Origin of the sequence: Kitasatospora sp. NPDC093550 (assembly GCF_044764985.1) — a bacterium.
Classification (GTDB): Bacteria; Actinomycetota; Actinomycetes; order Streptomycetales; family Streptomycetaceae; genus Kitasatospora.
Map to the genome: position 1 here is coordinate 333632 of NZ_JBIWJF010000007.1, position 23864 is coordinate 357495.

At 74.0% G+C, this 23864-nt stretch carries 19 protein-coding genes; 9 read left to right on the forward strand and 10 right to left on the reverse strand.

The features are described from left to right. Positions 1-26: 26 nt before the first annotated feature. The 3 genes from ACIRD3_RS14290 to ACIRD3_RS14300 form a co-directional block, all read right to left on the reverse strand. A complete protein-coding gene (locus ACIRD3_RS14290) occupies positions 27-1328 on the reverse strand; it encodes a lanthionine synthetase C family protein (RefSeq protein ID WP_402215442.1) in 1302 nt (433 codons plus the stop codon). Positions 1329-1463: 135 nt separating this feature from the next. Further along, positions 1464-1661 carry a hypothetical protein gene (locus tag ACIRD3_RS14295; protein WP_402215445.1) on the reverse strand — a complete coding sequence of 66 codons (198 nt, stop codon included), beginning with the start codon at positions 1659-1661 and terminating at the stop codon, positions 1464-1466. A 185-nt stretch (positions 1662-1846) separates the two neighbouring features. Continuing rightward, entirely contained in the window at positions 1847-2770 is a 924-nt protein-coding gene (locus ACIRD3_RS14300) for a LysR family transcriptional regulator (RefSeq protein WP_402215448.1), read from the reverse strand. A 96-nt stretch (positions 2771-2866) separates the two neighbouring features. On the opposite strand from ACIRD3_RS14300, the gene ACIRD3_RS14305 reads away from it, so the two are divergent. The 4 genes from ACIRD3_RS14305 to ACIRD3_RS14320 all read left to right on the forward strand — a co-directional run bounded on the left by ACIRD3_RS14305 (position 2867) and on the right by ACIRD3_RS14320 (position 6957). Further along, entirely contained in the window at positions 2867-3571 is a 705-nt protein-coding gene (locus tag ACIRD3_RS14305) for a succinate dehydrogenase cytochrome b subunit (RefSeq protein WP_402215451.1), read from the forward strand. A gap of 41 nt (positions 3572-3612) precedes the next feature. Continuing rightward, entirely contained in the window at positions 3613-5556 is a 1944-nt protein-coding gene (locus ACIRD3_RS14310) for a fumarate reductase/succinate dehydrogenase flavoprotein subunit (protein ID WP_402215576.1), read from the forward strand. Further along, positions 5553-6290, forward strand: a complete 738-nt coding sequence (locus ACIRD3_RS14315; RefSeq protein ID WP_402215454.1) for a succinate dehydrogenase/fumarate reductase iron-sulfur subunit — start codon at positions 5553-5555, stop codon at positions 6288-6290. Before ACIRD3_RS14310 ends, ACIRD3_RS14315 begins: the two co-directional genes overlap by 4 nt. 352 nt (positions 6291-6642) lie before the next feature. After that, positions 6643-6957, forward strand: coding sequence for a hypothetical protein (locus tag ACIRD3_RS14320; RefSeq protein WP_402215456.1), 315 nt, complete (start codon positions 6643-6645; stop codon positions 6955-6957). Positions 6958-6983: 26 nt separating this feature from the next. Here ACIRD3_RS14320 and ACIRD3_RS14325 read toward each other — a convergent pair whose 3' ends face one another. After that, complete coding sequence (locus ACIRD3_RS14325) at positions 6984-7922, reverse strand: DUF2797 domain-containing protein (RefSeq protein WP_402215459.1); 939 nt, start codon at positions 7920-7922, stop codon at positions 6984-6986. 123 nt (positions 7923-8045) lie between these two features. Here ACIRD3_RS14325 and ACIRD3_RS14330 point away from each other — a divergent pair, with 123 nt between their 5' ends. The 4 genes from ACIRD3_RS14330 (at position 8046) to ACIRD3_RS14345 (ending at position 14749) form a co-directional block, all read left to right on the forward strand. After that, the gene (locus ACIRD3_RS14330) at positions 8046-8702 is read left to right on the forward strand and encodes a maleylpyruvate isomerase N-terminal domain-containing protein (RefSeq protein ID WP_402215462.1); all 657 of its coding nucleotides are present in this window, start codon (positions 8046-8048) and stop codon (positions 8700-8702) included. A gap of 292 nt (positions 8703-8994) precedes the next feature. After that, positions 8995-11151 (forward strand): restriction endonuclease, encoded by a 2157-nt coding sequence (locus tag ACIRD3_RS14335; RefSeq protein WP_402215465.1) that lies wholly within the window; start codon positions 8995-8997, stop codon positions 11149-11151. Between the two features lie 175 nt (positions 11152-11326). Beyond that, positions 11327-12097: an ABC transporter ATP-binding protein gene (locus tag ACIRD3_RS14340; RefSeq protein WP_402215468.1), complete on the forward strand. Its 771-nt coding sequence runs from the start codon at positions 11327-11329 to the stop codon at positions 12095-12097. Between the two features lie 87 nt (positions 12098-12184). Beyond that, positions 12185-14749, forward strand: coding sequence for an ABC transporter permease (locus ACIRD3_RS14345; protein WP_402215471.1), 2565 nt, complete (start codon positions 12185-12187; stop codon positions 14747-14749). A gap of 90 nt (positions 14750-14839) precedes the next feature. Here ACIRD3_RS14345 and ACIRD3_RS14350 read toward each other — a convergent pair whose 3' ends face one another. From ACIRD3_RS14350 to ACIRD3_RS14370, 5 genes are all read right to left on the reverse strand, one after another. Further along, positions 14840-15499 (reverse strand): DUF4232 domain-containing protein, encoded by a 660-nt coding sequence (locus ACIRD3_RS14350; protein ID WP_402215474.1) that lies wholly within the window; start codon positions 15497-15499, stop codon positions 14840-14842. A 192-nt stretch (positions 15500-15691) separates the two neighbouring features. Beyond that, the gene (efeU, locus tag ACIRD3_RS14355; protein ID WP_402215477.1) at positions 15692-16540 is read right to left on the reverse strand and encodes an iron uptake transporter permease EfeU; all 849 of its coding nucleotides are present in this window, start codon (positions 16538-16540) and stop codon (positions 15692-15694) included. A 52-nt stretch (positions 16541-16592) separates the two neighbouring features. Further along, a complete protein-coding gene (efeB, locus tag ACIRD3_RS14360; protein ID WP_402215480.1) occupies positions 16593-17918 on the reverse strand; it encodes an iron uptake transporter deferrochelatase/peroxidase subunit in 1326 nt (441 codons plus the stop codon). Between the two features lie 156 nt (positions 17919-18074). Further along, positions 18075-19223: an iron uptake system protein EfeO gene (gene efeO / locus ACIRD3_RS14365; protein WP_402215482.1), complete on the reverse strand. Its 1149-nt coding sequence runs from the start codon at positions 19221-19223 to the stop codon at positions 18075-18077. Between the two features lie 130 nt (positions 19224-19353). Continuing rightward, complete coding sequence (locus tag ACIRD3_RS14370; RefSeq protein WP_402215485.1) at positions 19354-20169, reverse strand: ABC transporter ATP-binding protein; 816 nt, start codon at positions 20167-20169, stop codon at positions 19354-19356. A gap of 192 nt (positions 20170-20361) precedes the next feature. On the opposite strand from ACIRD3_RS14370, the gene ACIRD3_RS14375 reads away from it, so the two are divergent. Then, on the forward strand, positions 20362-22461 hold the full coding sequence (locus ACIRD3_RS14375) for an amino acid adenylation domain-containing protein (RefSeq protein ID WP_402215488.1): 2100 nt from the start codon (positions 20362-20364) through the stop codon (positions 22459-22461). 7 nt (positions 22462-22468) lie between these two features. On the opposite strand, the gene ACIRD3_RS14380 is transcribed toward ACIRD3_RS14375, so the two are convergent. Then, complete coding sequence (locus ACIRD3_RS14380; RefSeq protein WP_402215491.1) at positions 22469-23797, reverse strand: hypothetical protein; 1329 nt, start codon at positions 23795-23797, stop codon at positions 22469-22471. Positions 23798-23864 lie beyond the last annotated feature (67 nt).

The window sequence follows — 23864 nt, forward strand, 5'->3', positions numbered from 1 at the left end:
CGAAGGGGCGGGCCGCGGGGGCCCGGTCATGCGAGGAGGAGAGCCCGGTCCCATCCGCTCCTCGGGAGCGCGTCGGACGTGCGGGCGTGCAACGCCAGTGCAACACCGGCGGCGCCCTGGAGGAACCCGGGGAAGTCCAGATCGCGCTCGTGGCCGAGCTGCCTGACCCGGTAGCCGAACGCCGACCGGTCGTCCGCGGCCGCCAGCACCTCCTGGGTCAGCGCGTCGACCTCGGCCCCGATCCGGTCGTCCCCGAGGGAGCGGTTCATGACCGCGGCCGTGTGCAGCAGCCCCGCGGATCCGTGACACAACCCCACCTCCGGCAGGTTGCGGTGCAGCCGAAGCCGCTCGAACGAGGCACGCAGGGTGCGGGCTGCCGCCTCGACCCAGCGCGGCTCGCCCATCACCTCCCCGGCGGTCTGGAGCGCCCGGGCGATCCCGGGCGACCCGTAGCACCACGAAGGCCGGGGAGGCGGCGGCTCCACATCCCCCGAGAGGTACTCGGCGCGCGTTCGGGTGGCGGGCCAGAGCGGCCCCGCCCGGTCGTCACGGCTCTGCGCGAGGAGCCATTCGGCCATGCCCTCGATGGCCTCGTCCTGCCCCGCCACCGCGGCCCCTTGTCGCCGGGCCAGGGACAGGACGGACAGCAGGCCCGATACCCCGTGGGCCATCCCGAAGTTGAGGTGTCCCCCACCGTCGGGACGGAAGTCCGGCGCGTGCCGCATCCACCAGCCCGGAAGCTCCGTGCCCCCGTCGAGGACAGGTGCGCCGAGACCCACCAGGTGGTCCAGGCACCGCTCGAGCGTGGCCCTGCGGTCGACCCCGGGAATCAGCAGGTACCGGGCGATGCCCGCGACCCCGGAAATCACGTCGCTCGCCCGGAAGGTCGTCCCGGCACGCTGCCCCGGTGCCCGCGCGGCCTCGGCGGCGATGACCTCTCGCACGTACGTCTCGATGAGGTCGTCCAAGCGCCTGAGGACGTCGGTGTACCCGGAGGAACGGACGTCGGGAGCGCAGCGGATCGAGAAGGCCACCGCAGTGAGACCGTCGTGCAGGCCCTGCGGACGGCCCGGGGTCAGATCCTCCAGCGCACGCCGGAGATACCGGTGCATCGGCCCGCGCCAGACGCCGTCCAGGTGGCCCAGCTCCGCGAAGAGCAGGGCGATGCCCGGGCTTCCGTTGCCGAGGGAGAGCGGCATCCACTTGTCGCGGACGAGTCCGTGCTCCATGGCCACGGAGGCCCCGCCGCGGACCGTCGTCCGGATCACCTTCTCGGGGTCCGCCAGGGCCCGGGCCACGGCGCCGACCCTGGACTCGATCCGTTCCACTGCGATCCACCACCTTCACGTCGCCGGCCCCGCGCCCCTCGCGCGACCTCACCTCGGCTGCCCGCTCGCGGGGAAGCGCGGCGGCGCCGACGCGGACGCGCCGACGGTCGCCGCGATCCCGCGGTTCGGCGGAGGTCAGCAACCGGTGTGCGTGCGGGCGCTGATACAGCACATGTCCGACGTCTCGGTCGTCGCGCCGCAGTGGTACTCCTCGGAGTTCATCATCGGCGCGAGGTTCCCGTGGTCGTGCCCAACGGCCGAGACCATCAGGGTCTCGAAGTCCAGGCTGAGAAGCTCGGCGATCCTGTCGTCCTGAAGCGTTGCGCTCGTCATGTTCGACTCCTCCTGACTGCTGCCGGGCGACCGCACGGGCCGACCGGTACCCGGGTCTTCCGGGCTCGCCACATCGTCGGCCGCGGCGGGTCCCGGCCACCAGGGACGGCTGTCCCGACGGTGTCCCGGGACAACGACGGCGGAGCGGGCGCGGGGCGCCGGGCGGCGTGGCCGGCAGCCTCGGCTCAGGAGAGCAACAGCCGGGTGCCGGGCGGGAGTTCACCGTCCCTGGCGGCCTCCTCCAGGTGGGCCAGCAGGGTGCCGCGCAGGGCCTCGGCGGCGCGGGTGAGGGGCACCTCGTGGCCGTGGGCGACGGCGATGGTGCGGCCCAGGCCGGGGCCGGCGAAGGGGGTGACGGCGAGGCCGGAGCGGGCCGCGACCATGCCGGGGACGACGGCCGGGCCGATGCCCGCCCGGACGAAGCCCAGCACCGCGTCCATCTCGCCGCCCTCCACCGCGAACTCCGGCTCGAAGCCGGCCGCCCGGCAGGCCGCCAGGGTCGCCTCGCGCACGTCGTAGCCCTCCCGGAACATGACCAGCGGGCGTCCCCTGAGCTCCGTCACCCGGGCCTTGCGCCGGGCCCGCCGCTCGGCGGAGACCAGCACCAGCTCCTCGTGCAGCAGCTCGGTGACGGCGAGGGCGGGCGCCTGCTCCCCGCTCGGCGGGGTGATGATCAGCGCGAGGTCCAGCTCCCCGGCGGCCAGTGAGCGGACGAGGTCCCGCGAGCCGCCCTCGCGGACCACCAGCGCCACCCCCGGGTAGCGGTCCCGGAACACCCGCAGGACGTCCGGCACCAGGCTGGTGCACAGGCTCGGCGGCGCCCCCAGCCGGACCCGGCCGCGGCGCAGCTGCACCGTCTCCTGGACGGCCAGCCGGGCGCTCTCGGTGTCCGCCAGGATGCGCCGGGCCAGCGGCAGCAGGGCGTCCCCGGCGTCGGTCAGGGCGATGTTGCCCCGGGTGCGGTGGAACAGCTCGGCCCCCAACTCCCGCTCCAGCGAACGGATCTGTTGCGAGAGGGACGGCTGGGCCACGTGCGCGGCCTCGGCCGCCCGGGTGAAGTGGCGGGTCTCGGCGACGGCCAGGAAGTAGCGGAGTTGCTGGAGCTGCACCCGCCCAGGATAGGCCGCGTCGATAGCTGGTGCCTATCGCCACGAGGCGCATCATGTCTTGGACGCACCCTGGGGGCCGTCCCTACCGTTGCAGTCATGACAACCGCGACTCGGACGGGCCGGCATCCGTCCACCCTGGCGACGCTGTGGCGGTCGACCGTCGGCAAGAAGGCGGTCATGGCCGTCACCGGACTGGTCATGCTGCTGTACCTGGTCGCGCACATGCTCGGCAACCTCAAGGTGTTCTTCGGCCCGGACGACATCAACGGCTACGCGGCCTGGCTGCGCACCATCGGGCAGCCGTTCCTCGGCCACGAGTGGTTCCTGTGGATCGCCCGGGTCGGCCTGGTGGCGGCCGTCGTGCTGCACGGCGTCTCGGCGTACCAGCTCAGCCGCCGCGACCTCGCCGCCCGCCCCAGCAAGTACGCGCACAAGCGCCGTCGGGCGAGCTACGCGACGCGGACCATGCGCTGGGGCGGGGTGATCCTCGGGCTGTTCATCGTCTGGCACATCCTCGACCTGACCACGCTGACCGTGAACCCGGTCGCCGAGCACGGCCACGTCTACCAGAACGTCGTGGGCACCTTCGGCCGCTGGTACAGCGACGTGTTCTACATCCTCGCGGTGGTGGCCCTCGGCTTCCACATCCGGCACGGCTTCTGGAGCGCCGCCCAGACCCTCGGCGCCAACAACGCCCGCCGCGACAAGGCGCTCAAGCTGACGGCCAACACCTTGGCTTTGGTGCTGACCGTCGGCTTCCTGTCCGTCCCCGTGGCCGTGATGACCGGAGTCGTGAAATGAGCAGTGGTGACATGAGCCGTGGTGACATGAGCCGTGGTGACATGAGCTACCTGGACTACTCCCTCGGCGCGCCGATCGCCGACACCAAGGCCCCCGCCGGGCCGATCGAACAGCGCTGGGACCAGCGGCGCTTCGACGCCAAGCTGGTCAACCCGGCGAACCGGCGCAAGCACACCGTGATCGTGGTCGGCACCGGCCTGGCCGGCGGCGCGGCCGGCGCCACCCTGGCCGAACAGGGCTACCACGTGGTCCAGTTCTGCTTCCAGGACTCCCCCCGGCGCGCCCACTCGATCGCCGCCCAGGGCGGCATCAACGCGGCCAAGAACTACCGCAACGACGGCGACTCGGTACGCCGGCTGTTCTACGACACCGTCAAGGGCGGCGACTTCCGCGCCCGCGAGTCCAACGTCCACCGGCTCGCCCAGGTGTCGGTGGAGATCATCGACCAGTGCGTGGCCCAGGGCGTCCCGTTCGCCCGGGAGTACGGCGGCCTGCTGGACACCCGCTCCTTCGGCGGCGTGCAGGTCTCCCGCACCTTCTACGCCCGCGGCCAGACCGGCCAGCAGCTGCTGCTCGGCGCCTACCAGGCGCTCTCCCGGCAGATCGCCGCCGGGAACGTGGAGCTGCACCCGCGCACCGAGATGCTGGACCTGCTGGTGGTCGACGGCCGGGCCCGCGGCATCGTCGCCCGCGACCTGGTCACCGGCGAGATCCGCTCGTACACCGCGGACGCCGTCGTCCTCGCCAGCGGCGGCTACGGCAACGTCTTCTACCTCTCCACCAACGCCAAGAACTCCAACGCCACCGCCGTCTGGCGGGCCCACCGCCGCGGTGCCTACTTCGCCAACCCGTGCTTCACCCAGATCCACCCGACCTGCATCCCGCGCTCGGGCGACCACCAGTCCAAGCTCACCCTGATGAGCGAGTCGCTGCGCAACGACGGCCGGATCTGGGTGCCCAAGGCCCAGGGCGACACCCGGCCGCCGGCCGAGATCCCCGAGGAGGAGCGGGACTACTACCTGGAGCGGATCTACCCGTCGTTCGGGAACCTGGTGCCCCGCGACATCGCCTCCCGGGCCGCCAAGAACGTCTGCGACGAGGGCCGCGGCGTCGGCCCCGGCGGCCAGGGCGTGTACCTGGACTTCGCCGACGCGATCCGCCGCCTCGGCCGGGACGCCGTCGAGGCCAAGTACGGCAACCTCTTCGAGATGTACGAGCGGATCACCGCCGAGGACCCGTACCGGGTGCCGATGCGGATCTACCCGGCGATCCACTACACCATGGGCGGACTGTGGGTCGACTACGACCTGCAGACCACCGTGCCCGGCCTGTTCGCGATCGGGGAGGCCAACTTCTCCGACCACGGCGCCAACCGGCTCGGCGCCAGCGCGCTGATGCAGGGCCTCGCCGACGGCTACTTCGTGCTGCCGCCCACCCTCAACGACTACCTGGCCCGCAACCCGCTGCCCGCCGTGCCCGCCGACCACCCGGTGCTCGCCGAGACCGAGGCCGAGGTCGAGGACCGGCTCAACCTGATCCTCGCCGTGGACGGCGACCGGACCCCGGACTCCTTCCACCGCGAACTCGGCGAACTCCTCTGGGACGAGTGCGGCATGGCCCGCGACGAGGCCGGCCTGAAGCGGGCGCTGCGGCGGATCCCCGAGCTGCGCGCGGAGTTCTGGCGCCGGATCAAGGTGCCCGGCACCGGGCAGGAGCTCAACCAGTCGCTGGAGAAGGCCAACCGGCTCGTCGACTACTTCGAGCTGGCCGAGCTGATGTGCCTGGACGCCCTGCACCGCGCCGAGTCCTGCGGCGGCCACTTCCGCACCGAGAGCCAGACCCCCGACGGCGAGGCCGCCCGGCGCGACGAGGAGTACACCTACGCCGCCGCCTGGGAGTTCACCGGCACCGGCGCGGCGCCCGTCCTCCACCGCGAGGTGCTCGACTTCGAGTACGTCCACCCCACCCAGCGGAGCTACGCATGAACCTCACCCTGCGCATCTGGCGCCAGGCGGGCCCGGACGCACCCGGGTCGATGACCACCTACCAGGTCAGCGGCATCAGCCCGGACATGTCCTTCCTGGAGATGCTGGACACCCTCAACGAGGAGCTGATCACCCGCGGCGACCAGCCGGTCGCCTTCGACCACGACTGCCGCGAGGGGATCTGCGGCGCCTGCGGCATGGTCATCAACGGCCAGGCGCACGGCCCCGAGCGGACCACCACCTGCCAGCTGCACATGCGGCACTTCCGGGACGGCGACACCATCGACGTCGAGCCCTGGCGGGCGGCCGCCTTCCCGGTGGTCAAGGACCTGGTGGTGGACCGCTCGGCCTTCGACCGGATCATCGGTTCCGGCGGCTACATCACCGCCCCCACCGGCAGCGCCCCCGACGCGCACGCCACGCCCGTCCCCAAGGACGCCGCCGACACCGCCTTCGAGCACGCCGAGTGCATCGGCTGCGGCGCCTGCGTGGCGGCCTGCCCCAACGGCTCGGCGATGCTCTTCACCTCCGCCAAGGTCGTCCACCTCAACGTGCTCCCGCAGGGCGCGCCGGAACGGGCCTCCCGGGTACGGAACATGGTCGCGGCGATGGACGCCGAGGGCTTCGGCGGCTGCACCAACACCGGTGAGTGCGCCACCGCCTGCCCCAAGGGCATCCCGCTGCCCAGCATCGCGGCGATGAACCGGGAGTTCCTGCGGGCCGCCCGCGGCTGACGCTCCCCCTCGTTCGGTCGGGTCCGCCGGCCGTCGGCCCCTCGCCGTGGTGCTCACGCGAGGGGCCGCCGTCGTCCCCCGGGGCGTGCGGGGGCGATTCGCGCTCCCCGTAAGGGTGGTGGATCGTCATGACCGGTGCTCCCCGGCGGGAAATCGCGCTACGGTGGTGCTCCGCTACGGAGGGACGGCATATGCCCGAGGTTCAGTCCTGTTCCGGCTGCGGCGGGTCCGGGGGGACCCAGAAGACCGAGGCAACGGTCGAACTGGACGAGGAAGGAAGCATGGTGCCCAGGATCCACACGTTCTGGTCGCCCTGCGGTCGGTGCCACGGATCCGGGACGGTGATCGTCGGATGAGGTTGGTCTTCGAGTGCGTCGAGTGCGGTGGGCACTACCTGCCGCCGGAGAGCATGCGGTACCCGGACGGGCCGGCCTCGCCGGTCTGGTGCACCGGCTGCCAGCGCGCCCAGCACGCGGCCGGGGTCCGGGAGGACCCGCTGCTCGCCCGCGTCGCCCTGGCCGCCGCCCGGGCCGCGCTCGCCCGGCGGTCCGCCGACGCCGCCGCCGACGCCGAGCGGGGCGCCCGCTCCGACGTCCGCCCGTCCCGGCCCCCGCTGTCCCGCCGCGCCCGCTCGGGCCCGGGCGGGGTGCGCAGCAAGCTGAGCTGACCGGCGGGGCCCGCCCCGCCCGGACGTCAGAACAGCGCCTCCTGGGTGTCCGGCTCGGCCGGGCGGACGCGCTCCTGCAGGGCCAGCCCCTCCGAGGGGCGGCCGGCCACGGGGGTCAGCGTCCAGCCGGTGAGCCGCCGGGTGTCCAGCAGCAGCGGGCCGGAGCCGTCCGCCTGGTCGAGGAACAGGTGCTTGCCGATCGGCGGCCGCAGCCGGCCCGCGATCACGGCGCCGTCGGCCAGCCCGGCGACCTCCCGGTAGGACTCCGGGGCGCCGGCGGCCAGGCCGTAGCGTTCGACGTGGTCCACCACCGGGCGGTCGGCGAGCAGCTCCACGGCGTGGCCGTCCAGCAGCCGGTGCGCCCGGGCCCGCGCCTCGTCGAGCACCGCACGGCGGTACGGGGCGTCGCCGTGCGACCACCAGTGCTCGGCCTTCAGCCGGGACTTGTACCGCTCGCGGGCCAGGCCGGAGGCGGCGACGGTGAGTTCGGCGCGGCGCACGGCGGGCAGTCCGCCGCGGGCGGTGAACGCGTAGGCCAGCGCGCCCTGTTCGAGGAGCCGGCTGTCACCGCGCTGCTCGGCGGTCAGGCCGACCTTCAGCAGGCCCTCGCCGAACCAGGCGAGGTAGAGCAGGTAGGTGCGGCCGTCGTCGAGGATCTGGTCCCGCGCGAGGGCGAGGCCCCGGTCCACGCTCTGGCAGGCCGGGCACTGCGTCGCGCCGCCGTCCGGATCGATCACCGCGTGGTGCGGGCAGGGCGTGCGTTCCGTCGCCCCGACCAGCCAGGCCCCGGTGCAGCGCCGGGGCCCGCCGAGCAGCCAGCCGACCTCCGCGCCGGGCTCCACGACGCGCTCGTGCACCCGGGCGCCACGGACGGCGCCGAGCACGGCGCGGCCGTCCTGCCAGCTCAGACCGGTGGAGACCCAGCCGCCGGGCCGGTCCGGCTGCTGCGGTGCGGGGATCGTCACGGGCATCCCTCCCTGTGGCTACGCGACCAGTCGAGGCTACCCGGCACCACCGACAACGGTCGTCCGAGGCGGACCGGACCGTTCCCCGGCGGACCGGACCCGGGCGTTGCTAGCGTCCCAGGAATGATCGATTCGCCCGACTCACCCACCGCGGACGACCTCGCCGTCGCCCTCCGGCTCGCCCTCGACACCCTGCGCGGCGCCCCGGCGGATGCCGACCGGTCACGCCCGGCCGGCACACTCGACTGGAGCTGCCGGGAGACCGCCGAGCACCTCGCCGACGACCTCCTCGCGTACGCCGCCCAGCTCGGCCCCGCCCTGCTGGGCCCCGCGCGGCCGCCGCGTGACCGGTACGTCCCCTTCGTGGCGACCCGCCGCGCGCCCGGTGCCCCGAACAACTTCGTCCGCGCCGACCCGGACAGCGGGGTCGACGGGCTGCTCGAGGTCCTGGAGGCCTCCGGCGGGCTGATGGTCGCCGTGGCCCGGGTCACCCCGCCGGAGGCCCGCGCCTACCACCCGTGGGGGCTCGCCGACCCGAGTGGTTTCGTGGCCATGAGCCTGGTCGAGACCCTGATCCACCTCCACGACCTCACCGTCGGCCTCGGCCTCCCGTGGACCCCGCCCGCCGACCTCTGCGAGCGCACCCTCGCCCGGCTCTTCCCCGACGTGCCGGTCACCGACGCCCCTTGGCCGACCCTCCTCTGGGCCACCGGCCGGACCGCGCTGCCCGACCGCCCCCGGCGCACCGACTGGCGCTGGAACGCCGACCCGAGGCGGTGAGGCCCCGGACGGTCGTTCGTGGGCGTCCGCGGCCCCCAGGCCGCCGACCGGGCTGCCGGGCCCACGGACGGGGCCGGCGGGCGCCACCGAGAGCTCGCGGCCCGCGCGCGCCCGGCCGCACCGTCGGGGCCCGCCCGACGGAGCATCAGCGGGCCGCCGTGGGCCCGCAGGTCACGGGCGCGTGGCCCGGTCGGGTGCCCACGTTCTATTGTGGCGGGCGCGGTCGGCGGTGCGGCCGGGAGGCGATGTCGCGCGGCCGGGGTCGGCGCGAGGTGAATGGGGTGGACGGACGGTGTCGGGGCGGCGGAACAGCGGGGTGCTGGCGGTCTGGGCGGAGGCGCAGCGGCAGCAGCAGCGCCGGGAGGAGGCCCGGTGGCGCGCCGAGGCGGCGGAGGAGCGCCGACGGGAGCGGGAGCAGCGCGAGGCGCAGCGGGCGGCCGCCCGGAACGAGCGGGACGCGCAGCGCGCGTACCAGCAGTCGCGGGAGGCGGAGGCGGCCCGGCGGACGGCCGAACTGGACGCCCGGGTCGAGGAGTTGACGTCGTTGCTGACCGCCGGGCTGGCCGCTCCGGCGTTCGGTCCGCAGGCGCTGCTGGCGCCGAGCGTGGTGCCGCCGTTCGATCCGGGGCCGCTGGGCGTGCCGGTGGAGATGCCGGACCAGGCCTCCAGCGCCTACTTCGTGCCGCCGCCGGATCCGGTGCAGGCCCGCAACCCGGGTGTGCGGCGCCAGTACGAGCAGTACCTGGCGCAGGCCCGGGCCCGGTTCGAGCAGGACTGGTACGCCGCGCAGGCCCGGGAGGCGGACCGGCAGCAGCGGCTGGCCGGGTACCACCGGGAGTACCTGGCCTGGGCGGAGGGGTTCCGCCGGCAGGACGAGGAGCGCGGCGCCCGGACGGAGGAGTTGCTGCGGCGGCTGCGGGCGGGTGAGCCGGAGGCGGTGCAGGAGTACTTCACGGCGGGCCTGTACGCCTCGGCGGCCTGGCCGGAGGGCTTCCCGCACCGGCTGGTGGCGGCCTTCGACGCGGCCGGCCGTCAGCTGGTGGTGAACTGGGAGCTGCCGGGGCCGGACGTGGTGCCGGCCGCCGCCCGGGTGCGGTACGTGAAGTCGGACGACCGGGAGGCCGAGGTGGCCCGCCCGGCGACGGAGCGCAAGGCGCTGTACCGGCGGATCCTGGCGCAGTCGGCGCTGCGGGTGGTGGCGGAGCTGTACCGGGCGGACCGGGACGGGCTGCTGGACTCGGTGGTGCTGAACGGCTTCGTGCTGGGCATCGACCCGGCGACCGGCCGGGAGGCCGAGCGCTTCGTGTCCACGCTGACCGCGACCCGGGCCGGGTTCGCCGGGCTGGCGCTGGACCGGGTGGACCCGCTGGAGTGCTTCCAGGGCCTGGGCGGCCGGCTGTCGGCGCGCCCGGAGCGGCTGGACGAGGTGCGGCCGGACCGGCGGCCGGAGACGGTCGGCGGGAGCCTGGCCGGGCACGGCGGCGAGGACGAGCCGGACCTCTTCGCGATGGATCCGCTGGACTTCGAGGACCTGATCGCCGAGCTGTTCCGGCTGCGCGGTTTCCGGGTGATGACCACGGCCCGCAGCGGCGACGTCGGAGTCGACGTGGTCGCCGAGGACCTGGACCCGGTGACCGGCGGCAAGATCGTGATCCAGGCCAAGCGCTACAAGAAGACCGTCCCGCCGACGGCCGTGCGCGACCTGGAGTCCACCGTCCGCCACCACGGCGCGATCAAGGGCATCCTGGTGACCACCGCGGGCTTCGGCCGCGGCTCGTACAGCTACATCGAGGGCAAGCCGCTGACCCTGGTGAGCGGCCCGGAGCTGGTCGAGCTGCTGGCCGAGCAGGGCCTGCGCGGCCGGCTCGGCGGCGGCGGTCCGGCTGCCGCGGGCGGCGCCGCCCCCGCCGGAGGGGAGGCCGGGCCCGCCGAACGTGAGACCGCCCTCACGGTGAGCTGGCAGAGCCGGACGGCCGGCGGGGACGCGGTGGAGCTGGACGTCACCGCCTTCCTGTGCGCCGGCGGCCGGGTGCTGAGCGACGAGCACTTCGTGTTCTTCAACAGCCCGCAGGACCCGGACGGCGCGGTGCGGCTGCACCCCACCCGTTCGGTGCCGGGCGAGCCGGTCCGGGCGGCCCGGCTGACCCTGGACCTGCACCGGCTGCCGGCCGCGGTCGAGGAGGTGGTGGTCGCGGTCTCGACCGAGGAGGAGGAGCACCCGGCCCTGCCGCTCGGCTACGTGCACGGGCTGGCGGTCGCCGCCGCGTACGGGCCGGGCGCGGCCGGTCCGGCCGACTGGGCGGGCAGCACGGGCGGGGTGCCGGACAGCGCGATGCTGCTGGGCGCCTTCCGACGGGCGGGCGGGGCCTGGGAGTTCAGCCCCTCCGGCCGGGGGGTGAGGAACGGTCTGGCCGGTTTGGCGGCGGCCTTCGGCGTGGCGGTGGAGTAGCCCGCGGACCGTGATCCCTCAGGGGTCGGGGTCATACCTGAGGAGGAGAGGCTCCCCGCCGCACCACCGGGTCGGCGGGGGCCGACCGTCCGCTCGGCATACACCTCGCGGAAGAACGCCTTGGGAGGATGGACTGGAGTCAGATTTTCCGTTTATTCCGTCCCCAGGAGTCCACGTGACGTTCCCCGCAACCGCCGTCCGCACCGGCCGGACGGCCGCCCGCGCCACCGGCCTGAACAAGGTCTACGGGGAGGGCGAGACCCGCGTGGTCGCCCTCGACGACGTCAGCGTGGCCTTCCCGCAGGGCGAGTTCACCGCGATCATGGGCCCCTCCGGCTCCGGCAAGTCCACCCTCATGCACTGCATGGCCGGCCTCGACACCGTCACCTCCGGCTCCTCCACCATCGGCGACACCGAACTCGTCGGCCTCAAGGACAAGCAGCTCACCCAACTGCGCCGCGACCACATCGGCTTCGTCTTCCAGGCCTTCAACCTGCTGCCGACCCTGACCGCCCTGGAGAACATCACCCTCCCGATGGACATCGCCGGCCGCAAGGTCGACCAGGCCTGGCTCGACCGCGTCGTCGACACCGTCGGCCTCTCCGGCCGCCTCAACCACCGCCCCTCCCAGCTCTCCGGCGGCCAGCAGCAGCGCGTCGCCTGCGCCCGCGCCCTCGCCGGCAAGCCCGACATCATCTTCGCCGACGAGCCCACCGGCAACCTCGACTCCCGCTCCGGCGCCGAGATCCTCTCCTTCCTGCGCAACTCCGTGCGCGAACTCGGCCAGACCGTCGTCATGGTCACCCACGACCCCGTCGCCGCCGCCTACGCCGACCGCGTCGTCTTCCTCGCCGACGGCCGCATCGTCGACGAACTCCACCACCCCACCGCCGACACCGTCCTGGACCGCATGCGCCGCTTCGACGCCAAGGGCCGCACCAGCTGACACCACGCCAGCCCGGGCCCGCCGGCCCGCCCGCGCCCGACCCACGAAGCCACCCGTCCCCGAGTACCCCAGGACTGACAACCCCTCATGTTCCGCACCGCTTTGCGCAACGTGCTGGCGCACAAGGGCCGACTGCTGATGACGACGCTCGCCGTCATGCTCGGCACCGCCTTCGTCGCCGGCACCCTGGTCTTCTCCGACACCCTCGGCAACGCGCTCAGGACCCAGAACTCCAAGAGCTACACCGACATCGCCGTCACCGTCAGCGACCGCGAGGCCGGCCTGCGCGGTTACGACCACGGCGGCCGGGCCACCACCGGCCCCACCCTCACCGAGGACTCCCGCGCCAAGGTCGCCGCGCTGCCCGGCGTCGCCGACGCCCGCGGCGTGGTGAGCGGCTTCGCCGGCATCGCCGACAAGAAGGGCGCGCTGATCGGCAACGGCTTCTCCACCACCGGCACCAACTACGTGCCGGGCGCCGACGGCACCGACCCGCGCTACCCGCTGGTCGCGGGCCGCGGCCCGAAGAACGCCACCGAGATCGCCCTCGACGCCAAGACCGCCGACAAGGGCGGCTACAAGGTCGGCGACACCGTCCGGGTCGCCGTCAACGGCCCGGTCATGGAGCTCAAGCTCACCGGCACCCTGCACACCAACGACCCGCGGGTCACGGCCGGCGGCTCGCTCGCCGCCTTCGACACCGCCACCGCCCAGCAGCTCTACCTGAGCCCGGGCCGCTTCGCCGAACTCGACGTCAAGGCCAAGCCGGGCACCGACGACACCGCGCTGCTCGCCGCCGTCAAGCAGGCCGTCCCGCAGGGCGACAACATCGAGGCCCGGACCGGCCGCGAGCTCGCCGCCCAGCAGGACCGGATGATCAAGCAGGGCACCAAGTTCCTGAGCACCTTCCTGATGGCCTTCGCCGGCATCGCCCTGTTCGTCGGCATCTTCATCATCGCCAACACCTTCACCATGCTGGTCGCCCAGCGCACCAAGGAACTGGCCCTGCTGCGCGCCGTCGGCGCGACCCGCCGCCAGATCACCCGCTCGGTGCTGATCGAGGCGTTCCTGGTCGGCCTCACCGCGTCGGTGGCCGGTCTGCTGGCCGGCATCGGGATCGCCGTCGGACTCAAGTCCTTCCTCAACGGCCCGATGGAGGCCAACCTGCCGGACGGCCCGCTGATCATCGCCCCGAGCACGGTGATCGCCGCGATCGCGGTCGGCGTGCTGGTGACGGTCCTGGCCGCCTGGCTGCCCGCCCGCCGCGCCTCCCGGATCGCCCCGGTGGCGGCGATGAGCTCGGCCGAGCAGCCCGCCACCCAGAAGAGCCTGGTGATCCGCAACACCATCGGCCTGCTGTTCTCCCTGGCCGGTGCGGCCGCGCTGGCCGCGGGCGTGAGCGGCAAGGAGGTCAAGCTGGTCGGCCTCGGCGCGGGCGCGCTGCTGATCGGCGTGTTCGTCCTCACCCCGCTGCTGTCCCGGCCGCTGATCGCGCTGTTCGCCCCGCTGCTGCGCGCGCTGTACGGCACCGCGGGCAAGCTGGCCAAGGAGAACGCGATCCGCAACCCGCGCCGCACCGCCGCCACGGCCTCGGCGCTCACCATCGGCGTCACCCTGATCACCTCGCTGACCGTGATCGGCGCCTCGGTGAACAAGGCCGTGGACGACGCGGCCGCGAACGACCTCAAGGCCGACTACGCGGTCACCATGGAGAACTACTCCATGCTCTCCCCCGAGGTCTCCACGCAGATCGCCAAGGCTCCCGGCGTCGCCGCGACGAGCGTGGTGCGCAGCGTCCCGGTGGAGACTGGCGCGGACGGCTCGGACAACGAGTGGCTGACGGCCGTCGACGCCACCACCATCGACCGGCTGGTCACCGTCAAGGTCAAGGAGGGCAGCGCGGACGCCCTCAAGCAGGGCAAGCTGATGGTGAACGCGGGCACCTCCGGGCAGAGCCGCTACCGGGTCGGCGAGACCCTCGCCGTCACCTACCCGGACGGCAGCAAGGGCGCGCTGACCGTCGGCGCCGTCATCGAGCCCAACTCGGTGCTGGCCGGGATCGTCGCCCCCGACGCCGTCGTCGGCGCGCACGCCCTCCCCGGCGCCGGGCTGGACAAGGTCCTGGTCAAGGGCGCGAACGGCCCGACCGGGGAGCTGAAGCAGGCGGTGCGCGACGCGACCGGCGGCAACCCGCTGATCGCCGTCAAGGGCGAGAAGGACATCAAGGCGGAGAACCGCCAGCTGCTGACCGGGATCCTGAACATGATGTACGGGCTGCTCGGCATGTCCGTGGTCATCGCGGTGCTCGGCGTCGTCAACACCATGGCGATGTCGGTGTTCGAGCGCCGCCGGGAGATCGGCATGCTGCGGGCGATCGGCCTGGACCGGCTCGGCATCCGGCGAATGGTCCGCCTGGAGTCCCTGCTGATCGCGCTGTTCGGCGGGCTGGTCGGGATCGGCCTCGGCATCCTGGTCGCGTGGGCCGGGGTCCGTACGCTGGCGGACGACGTCAAGGGCATCACCACCGTGGTGCCGCCGGTCCAGGTCGGCACCTTCCTGCTCGCGGCCGCGGTGATCGGCCTGCTGGCCGCCCTGTGGCCCGCCTTCAAGGCGGCGAGGCTGGACATCCTGGGCGCCATCAAGAGCGAGTAGCCCGGAGCGCGACGCCAGGAGCCCCCGGGGGCGGTCCGTTCGGACCGGCCCCGGGGGCTCCTTCGCGTCACGGCCCCGGGGGCTTTCGCGTCACGGCCCGGCGAACACCACGCCCTGGTTGGAGGGTTGCAGGCTGCCCGTGGTCAGGCCCTGGGCGGAGACGGGCAGTTGCAGGACCGGCTTGCCGTCGAGGCCGAGCACCTCGGCGGTCAGCTGCTTGGTCTCGTCCGGCGGGGTGAGCCGCAGGCCGCCGATCACGTGGCAGCTCGGGTCGGCCTTGTCGCAGGAGCTCCACTTGAGGCCGGAGAAGGCGGTCGTCCCCGGCTTGAGGGTGATCACCGTCGGCGCCCCGGGGTGCGGCTCCCGCTTGACGGGCAGGGGGTCCGCGCCGTTGTCGGGCCGCAGTCCGCCGTAGCCCGGGTAGCCGAACAGGGTGCAGGTCCGGCTGCCCTTGTTGGTGAGCGTCACCATGGCCGAACCGGCCTCCTGGAGCTGCACGGTGGCCTTGAGTTCGTCGGCCGCGCACCGCGCGCCGGCCGACTGCGACACCAGCGGCCCGGTCGGTGTCGCCCCGGGCACGGCGGCCTTGCCGCTGCTCGTCGGCTGCGCGGACACCGCCCCGGTGACGGTCACCGTCGGCGCCGGCTGCGCGCCCGTCCCGGCGCCGTCGTCGCACGCGGTCAGCAGCACGGCAGCGGCGAGCACCGCCACGGTTGCGGCGGCGAGCCCGGCAGGCCTGCGAACGGTCATGTTCCCCCCACGGGTGGTCGATCGGGATGTTCACCCCCCACCACGACACCCACGGCCGGACCGGTTGCGGCTGTGACGCACTCATGACGAAACGACGGAACGACGAAACGACGGAATGACGGAATGACGGAATGACGACACCGCCCCGTCCGGCGGGGCCGGGCGGGGCGGTGTCGGGGGAGTGTCCGCCGGTCAGGCGGCCGGGGTGGCGGTGGCGGGCTGGGCGGGCGTGGTCTTGCCGCCGCCGCCGAGGAGGTTGAAGAAGAACGCCAGGGTGGGGACCAGGTAGAGCAGCCAGACCACCAGCTGCAGCACCGTCGGGTCGGGCTGGAAGTTGAAGACGCCCTTCAGCAGGGTGCCGTACCAGCTGTCCTTGGGGATGGTGCTGGAGATGTCGAAGGCCGTGCTGTGCAGGCCCGGCAGCCAGCCGGCCTCCTGCAGGTCGTGCACGCCGTAGGCGAGCACACCGGCCGCGACCACGACCAGCATCGCGCCGGTCCAGGTGAAGAACCTGGCCAGGTTGATCTTCAGCGCGCCGCGGTAGAACAGCCAGCCGAGCACCACCGAGGTGAGCAGGCCGAGCGCCGCGCCGATCAGCGGGTTCCAGCCGTCGCCGGTGGCCTGCACGGCCGACCAGATGAACAGCGCCGTCTCCAGGCCCTCGCGGCCGACGGCCAGGAAGGAGGTGACCACCAGGGCCGCGGTGCCCATCGCGAGCGCCGCGTCCAGCTTGCCGTGCAGCTCGGTCTTCAGGTGCCGCGCGGTGCGCCGCATCCAGAAGACCATCCAGGTCACCAGGCCGACCGAGATGATCGACAGCGAGCCGCCGAGCGCCTCCTGGGCCTCGAAGGTGAGCTGCGAGGAGCCGAACTGCAGGACCGCGCCGAAGGCCATCGACAGCACCACGGCCGCGCCGACGCCGAGCCAGACCGGCGGCAGCTTGTCCTTGCGGTCGGTCTTGACCAGGTAGGCGATCAGGATGCAGACGACCAGGCTGGCTTCGAGGCCTTCGCGCAGGCCGATCAGGTAGTTGCCGAACACGCGGCCTCCTGGGGGTGAAGAGGGTGGTACGGACGGGGGTGGGTCAGGGGCCTCAGCCGAACAGGGCCTGGCCCCACCACTCCCCCGGCTTGCGCACGCCCGCCGGGCAGGCGAAGTGGGCGGAGCCGACGTGCTGGATGTACTCGTTGAGCTTGTCGCTCGCCGCCAGGCGGGTCTGCAGCGGCACGAAGGCCTTGCGGGTGTCGCGCTGGTAGGCGAGGAAGAACAGGCCGGCGTCCAGGCGGCCGAGGCCGTCGGTGCCGTCGGTGAAGGAGAAGCCGCGGCGCAGGATCATCAGGCCGCTGTTGGCGTCCGGGTGGGCGAGCGCGACGTGCGAGTCCGCGGGCATCGCCTTGAGGTCGGGCGCGTCGTGCTCCTTGGCCTTGCCGTACGGGGCGCCCTCGCCCTTGGTGCGGCCGAAGACGTCCTCCTGCTCCTTGAGCGAGGTGCGGTCCCAGGTCTCGATGTGCATCCGGATCCGCCGGGCGACCAGGTAGGAGCCCCCGGTCATCCACTCGGGGCCGTCACCGGGGGCGGCCCAGACGTGGTCGGCGAGCTTCGCGGTGTCGGTGCCCGCGATGTTGTGGGTGCCGTCCTTGAAGCCCATCAGGTTGCGCGGGGTCTGCGCGTCCGGCGTGGTGGAGGAGGTCTTGCCGAAGCCGAGCTGGGACCAGCGGATGTTGACGGTGCCCATGCCGATGCGGGCCAGGTTGCGGATCGCGTGCACGGCGACCTGCGGGTCGTCGGCGCAGGCCTGGACGCAGATGTCGCCGCCGCTGCGGGTGGGGTCGAGCTTGTCGCCCTTGAAGCCCGGCAGGTCGATCAGGGCGTCGGGGCGCTTGGCCTTCAGGCCGAAGCGGTCCACACCGTCCTTCTCGAACAGGGTCGGGCCGAAGCCGATGGTGAGGGTCAGCCGGGAGGCGGGCAGGCCGAGGGCCTCGCCGGTGTCGTCCGGCGGGGCCTCGGGCAGGCCGGTGGCGGCGCCGGTGCCGACCTCGCGGCCGCCGGTCATCGCGGCGGCGGCCTTGGTCCACTCCTTGAGCAGCTTGACCAGGGACTCGCGGGTGGCCTTCTCGGAGACGTCGAAGGCGGCGAAGTGCAGCCGGTCCTGGACGGGGGTGGCGATGCCGGCCTGGTGGTCGCCGTAGAACGGCACCTCGGCACCGGCCGGGACGGCGGCGGCCGCGGGGGCCGGGTCGTCCTGCCGGGTGGCGGCGGCCACCGAGCCGACGGCGGCGGCGCCGAGCGCGACACCCGCACCGGCCCAGCCGATGACGGCGCGGCGGCTGACCGCGCCCTTGCTGCTCGCGGCGGCGTCGGTGGCGGTGGCGTCGGCGGTGGCCGGCGTCCCGTTCTGCTGCTCGTTCTCGGCGTCCATCGGCGGGCGGGCCCTTCTCGGTACTGAAATGCTCTGCTGGCTGAACTGCTCGGGTGCTCAACTGCGGTGGTGCTGAGCGGCTGTGCGCCGACCCACGGATGCCGCGGCGGCCGGTCGGGCCGCCGCGGCGTCGGTGGAGCGGGTGGTGCGGGTCGGTTACTTGGCGACCACGGCGGCGGCCAGCTTCGACAGCGGCTCGCCCAGCGAGTTGACCGCGTCGGAGAAGGTCTTGCGCTCGGCCTCGGTGACCTTGTCGTAGGAGGTGAAGGTGCCGTCGGCCTGCTTGTACTTGGCGAGCAGGGCGTTGATGGCGGCGAACTCGGAGTCCAGCGTCTTGGCCAGGTCCGCGTCCTTCTCGGAGGCGACCGGCTTCAGCAGCTCGTAGGCCTTCTGCGCACCCTCGACGTTGGCCTGGAAGTCGGCCAGGTCGGTGTGGCTGTAGCGGTCCTCCTCACCGGTGATCTTGTTGGTGGCGACCTCGTCCAGCAGCTCCTTGGCGCCGTTGGCCATGCTGGTCGCGGTGATCTCGGCGGACGGGATCTTCGCCTGCCAGTCCTTGAGGTCGGCCACCAGCTGGTCGGCGAGCTTCTTCTCGTCGTCGCCGATCCTGGCGTCGGCCCAGAGCGACTTCTCCAGCTTGTGCCAGCCGGTCCACTGCTGGCCAGCCTCGACCTTGTCCTCGCGGGTGTCGGTCTTGGGGTCGACGTCGCCGAAGCTCTCGGCGACCGGCTCGGTGCGCTCCCAGCCGGTGCGCGAGGGCGCGTACAGCGACTTGGCCTTCTCCAGGTCGCCGGCCTTGATCGCGTCGGCGAACGCCTGGACGGCCGGGATGGTGGCGTCGGCCTGCTGCTGGGCGTACGTGCGGTAGGCGTCGACGGCGCCGGCCAGGCGCGGGTCGGCGGGCGCGGCGCTGCCGCCCTCGCCGGTCACGGTGATCTTCTGGCGGATGCCGTCGCCGACCATGCCGGGCTTGCAGGCGATCTCGTACGAGCCCGCCTTGATCTCGGCGTTGATGCTGGCCTTGGTGCCGGGGCCGATGTTCTCGCGCTCGGTGACGATCTTGTCGCCGGCGCCGTAGACGTAGACCTCGGTGGTCTTGGAGCCCTTGTTGCTGATGTCCAGCACGACGTGACCGGCCGGGAAGGTGGTCTTCGAGACCTCGCACGCGGTGTCGGTCGCGTTCACCTTCACGGCGTCGGAGGACGCCGCCTTGTCGTCCTTCTTGGAGGAGCAGCCGGCCAGGGTTGCGGTCGTCACGGCGAGGGTGAGCAGCGCGACTGCGGTGGAACGGCGACGGGCGGACATGCGGGCTCCAACGGAAAAGGGCATGAGGGTGCCGTGGTTCTGCGGGGGTCGGCGGGGGCGGACCCCCGTCGTTAGCTAAGGCATACCTTACGTATGGATGTCCCAGCGTCTACACCCACCCCCTGAACCGTTACCTTCCCGGTGCCCGTCGGGCGGCGGCCCGGGCCGTCCACCGGCCCTCGTGGCGGCTGATCCGGATCGGGTGGCCGAAGGTCTCGCTGATCAGTTCGGTGGTCATCACCTCCGCCACCGGCCCGGCCGCCACGCACGCGCCCCCGCGCAGCAGCAGGGCGTGGGTGGTGCTCTCCGGCAGCTCCTCCAGGTGGTGGGTGACCAGCACGCTGGCCAGGTCCGGGTGCTGGTGGCGCAGCAGGTCCAGGCTGTCCAGCAGCAGTTCGCGGGCGGTCAGGTCCAGCCCGGTGGCGGGCTCGTCGAGCAGCAGCAGGCGGGGGCTGGGCATCAGGGCGCGGGCGATCAGGGCCCGGCCGCGCTCGCCCTGGGAGAGGGTGGTCCACGGGGCCTCGGCCATCGCGCCCATGCCGAGCGTCTCGATCAGCAGCTCGGCCCGCTCCAGCACCTCCGGGGCGGGCTTGCGGTGCAGCTCGGGCTCGATGGTGTTGGCGTAGCCGGTGAGCACCACCTCGCGCACGGTCAGCGGCGAGCGCAGCGGATGGCGCGGGTTGACGTGGCCGAGGTGGGCGCGCAGCTCGCGGATGTCGACCCGGCCGAGCCGGCGGCCGAGCACGTCCACCTCGCCGCGGGTGGGGTGGGAGACCGCGCCGAGCAGGGCGAGCAGGGTGGACTTGCCCGCCCCGTTGGGGCCGAGCAGCGCCCAGTGCTCGCCGGGCTGGATCTCCAGGCTGATCCCGCGCAGCAGGTACCGGCCGTCACGCACCACGTCCACGTCCTGGGTGCGCAGCAGCGGGCCGTCGAAGGGCTTGCTCATGGGGTGGGTCTCCGATCGCGGCACCGGACGGGCCCGGTGCCGTCCGTCCGCGTGCAGACTACAACCGTTCGCCGCGGCGGGGCCGGGCCGTCCGAAGGGTGGACCCGCCACAACCCTGTTGCCCGAAGGGAGTTGGGAGGAGGATCGTGCCTCCGAGGGGACGAGGGGACGAGAGGACGAGGGGGAGGCGGGATGGGCGTGGACACCGAGCGGGCCCGGACCCTGCACGGGCTGGTCGAGCAGCAGGCGCGCCGGGCGCCGGCGGCGGTGGCCGTGCGCTGCGGCGGGCGCGAGCTGACGTACGGGGAGCTGGACGGGCGCGCCCGGCGCCTGGCCGCCGTACTGGCGGAGCGCGGCCTGGCACCGGGCGGCCGGGCGGCGGTGGCGCTGGGCCGGGGCACCGAGGTGTACGTGGCGCTGCTGGCGGTGCTGAAGGCGGGCGCGGCGTACGTGCCGCTGGAGCCGAGCGCGCCGGACGCGCTGCTGCGGCACGTCCTGGCCGACGCGGCGCCGGACGTGGTGGTGACCGAGGAGGTGCACCGGGTGCGCCTGGTGGACGCGAGCGGGGCGCCGCTGGTCTGCGTCGACGGCGTCGAACCGGACGGCGGAGGCGATCCGTTCGAGCCGCCCGAGGTCGCGCCCGAGGACCTCGCCTGCGTCTTCTACACCTCCGGCTCCACCGGCCCGCCCAACGGCGCGCTGGTCGAGCACCGCAACCTGCTCGCCGCGTACGAGGGCTGGCGGGAGGTGTACGGGCTGACCGCCGAGGACCGGATCCTGCAGACGGCGAGCCTGGAGTTCGACGTCTTCACCGCCGACTGGGTCCGCGCGCTGTGCTCCGGCGCCACCCTGGTGGTCACCCCGTTCAACCTCACCCTGGACCGCACCGCCGACCTGGGCGCGCTGCCCGCCCTGGTGGCCGCCGAGCGGATCACCGTGCTGGAGCTGAACGTGCGCACCGCGCGCCGGCTCACCGCCCTCCTGGAGCGGACCGGCGGCGGCCTGCCCGGGGTGCGGCTGCTCACCGTGGGCGCCGAGAAGTGGTACCTGGACGAGCAGTTGGGCCTGCAGCGGCTGCTCGGCGAGCACGCCCGGGTGCTGAACGTGTACGGCCTGGCCGAGGCCACCGTGGACAGCACCTACTTCGACGTGCGGGGCGCGGCCGCCGCCGACGGCGCCGAGCGGGTCTCGCTGGTCGGCCGCCCCTTCCCCGGCACCCGGGTGTACGTGCTCGGCCCGGACGGCACCCCCACCGGGGCCGGCTCGGCCGGGGAGATCGCGATCGCCGGCCCCGGTCTGGTCCGCGGCTACCTCGACCGGCCCGAGGAGACCGGGCGCCGCTTCGTCCGGGCGGACTTCGACCCGGACGGGCGGGTGCTGCTGACCGGGGACATCGGGCGGCTGCGGCCGGACGGCGTGCTGGAGTTCGTCGGCCGGGCCGCGAACGCGCTCGGGCCGGTCCCGCAGGCCCGCAAGGGGTCGGTGGTCTCCCGGGTGGCGGCGGCGGCCCGCGTCGAGGGCGTGCTGCGCGCGCACCCGGCGGTGCGGGAGGCCGCCGTGGTGGAGGTGGACGTGCGGCCGGGGCAGCGCCGGCTGGTCGGCTACGCGGTGACGGTGCCGCAGGGCGAGGGCGCGGACGGCTGGTCGCTCTCGCAGTACCTGACCGCGGAGCTGCCGGCCGGGCAGGTGCCCGCGGCGGTCGTCCCGGTGCCGGAGCTGCCGCGCACCCGGGCGGGCAAGCTGGACCGCGCGGCCCTGCCGCTGCCCGCTCCGCCGGAGCACACCGCCCCGCGCTCGGCCAAGGCGGGCGGCCGCGCCCGGGGCAAGGGCGGCGGCAAGGCCGGGGGCGGAGCCGGGGCGGAAAACCCCACGGGCTGCTTCGCCGTGCTGTGCGTCGTGATCGGGGCCTTCTTCGCCTGGGTGACCACCGACGACTTCTTCCCGGGCTCCACGGACGTCTCCGCCGTGCCGTCCGGCTACGCCACCGTCTTCGAATTCCTCTACCTCTGCGAGAACCTGGCCTTCGGCGCCGGGATGGCCTTCCTCTTCTCCGGCCTTCCGGTGGTGCTGCGCCAGGGCCGTTCGTTCCGGCTCTCGCTGCTCACCTACCTGGCGGTGTTCTGGCTGCTCGCCTCCTGGTGGCCGCAGGACAACCTGTACCGGCTCACCGGCGCGACCGACTGGCCGCGGGAGACGGCGCTGGTGCTGGTCTTCAACGTCCCGCTGATGCTCGCGGCCGTCGTGGTGGTCACGTTCCTGCTGCGCAAGCCGCGGCCGGGGAGCAAGGGCTGACCGGCGCTCACCTGAGTGCCTCGAACATCCGGGCCAGTCCGTGGTTGGCCGCGGTGACCAGGGCCTCGGCCGCGTCCAGCGCCTCGGCGTCCGGGCCGGCCAGGGCGAGGCCGACGGTGGGCTCCGGCTCGTGGCCCGCCGTCGGGATCAGCGGCAGCAGGGTGACGCCGAGTCGGGCGCAGCGCGGCCGCAGCCGTTCCAGGTGGTCGTGCAGGGCCGCCGGGGCGAGCCGGGCGCCGAGCGGCATCCCGTCCAGGGTGCGCACCAGGTGGCCGGGGCCGCGCACCTCGTCGAGCCGGGCGGCCAGCGCGAAGGCGACGGCCGGGCCGGTGAGCCGCAGGTTGATCTCGGTGGGGGCGAGCCGGCGCTCCCGGTCGGTGACGAAGTCGACGTCGTACCAGCCGCGGTAGCCGTCGGCGGCGAGCCGCTCCCCCACCGCCAGGGTGAACCGGCGGGCGGTGGCGGCGGCGCCCTGCGGCACCGCGCCGGGGCCGACGGTGACGCCCTGGTAGCGGGTGCCGGCCACCTCCATGGCGCCCGCGCCGACCGGGTGGACGGTGCCGTCCGGGCCGACCACCGCGTCGAACGTGAGGTCGCGCAGCCGGGCGCCCGGGCCCGGGTCGACGTACTCCTCCAGCAGCAACGCGCCCTCGGCCGGCAGGACTTCGGTCGCCACCAGGCGCCGCAGCAGGGCCCGGCCGCCGCCCGCGGCGAACAGCTCGGCGGGCTCGACCACGACGGTGCCGTAGCCGCCGACGCCGTACGGGCTCTTCAGCACGGTGGTCATGCCCCGGGCGGCGCGGGCGGTCAGCTGACGAGCGGCCCGTCGCCGGTTCTCCGGGCGCTCCTGGCGCGGCGGGCGGATGCCGGGGTGCGCGGGGGCGAGGGCGGTGAACAGGTCGTGCGCGGCGGCCTTGGACTCGTAGTGGCGGACGGCGGCCAGCTCGGGCCCTTCGCCCTGGGCGGCCGTCCGGCCCCAACCGATCACCGGGCGGCCGGAGTCGGCGATCCGCGCCGCCAGCGCGGGGCGGGCGGCGAGCGCCTCGGCCACCGTCCGGTCCGGTGCGACGCCGCTGTGCACCTCGACCGGCCCCCAGGCCAACTCCCGGGCCAGCCAGTCGGTCCACTCCGGGGCGACCTCGGCGGGCAGCACCAGCACCGCCGGTTCGGGGCTGTAGCCGACGGCCAGGCAGGCGTAGTGGTGCGCGTGCCGCAGGCGCCGCAGCCGCTGCGCGCCGTCCGTGGAGGCGGCGAGGAACTGCGCGTTGAAGTCCGCGACGTCGCCCACGTGGACCGCCGCCCGCCCGCCGGTCCAGGCCCCCACCCATCCGTCCATGGGGCGGAAGCCTAGGGCGCGCCCGTCCCAGTGCCAACACTCCGTACGCGTAGTCGATCGTCACGAC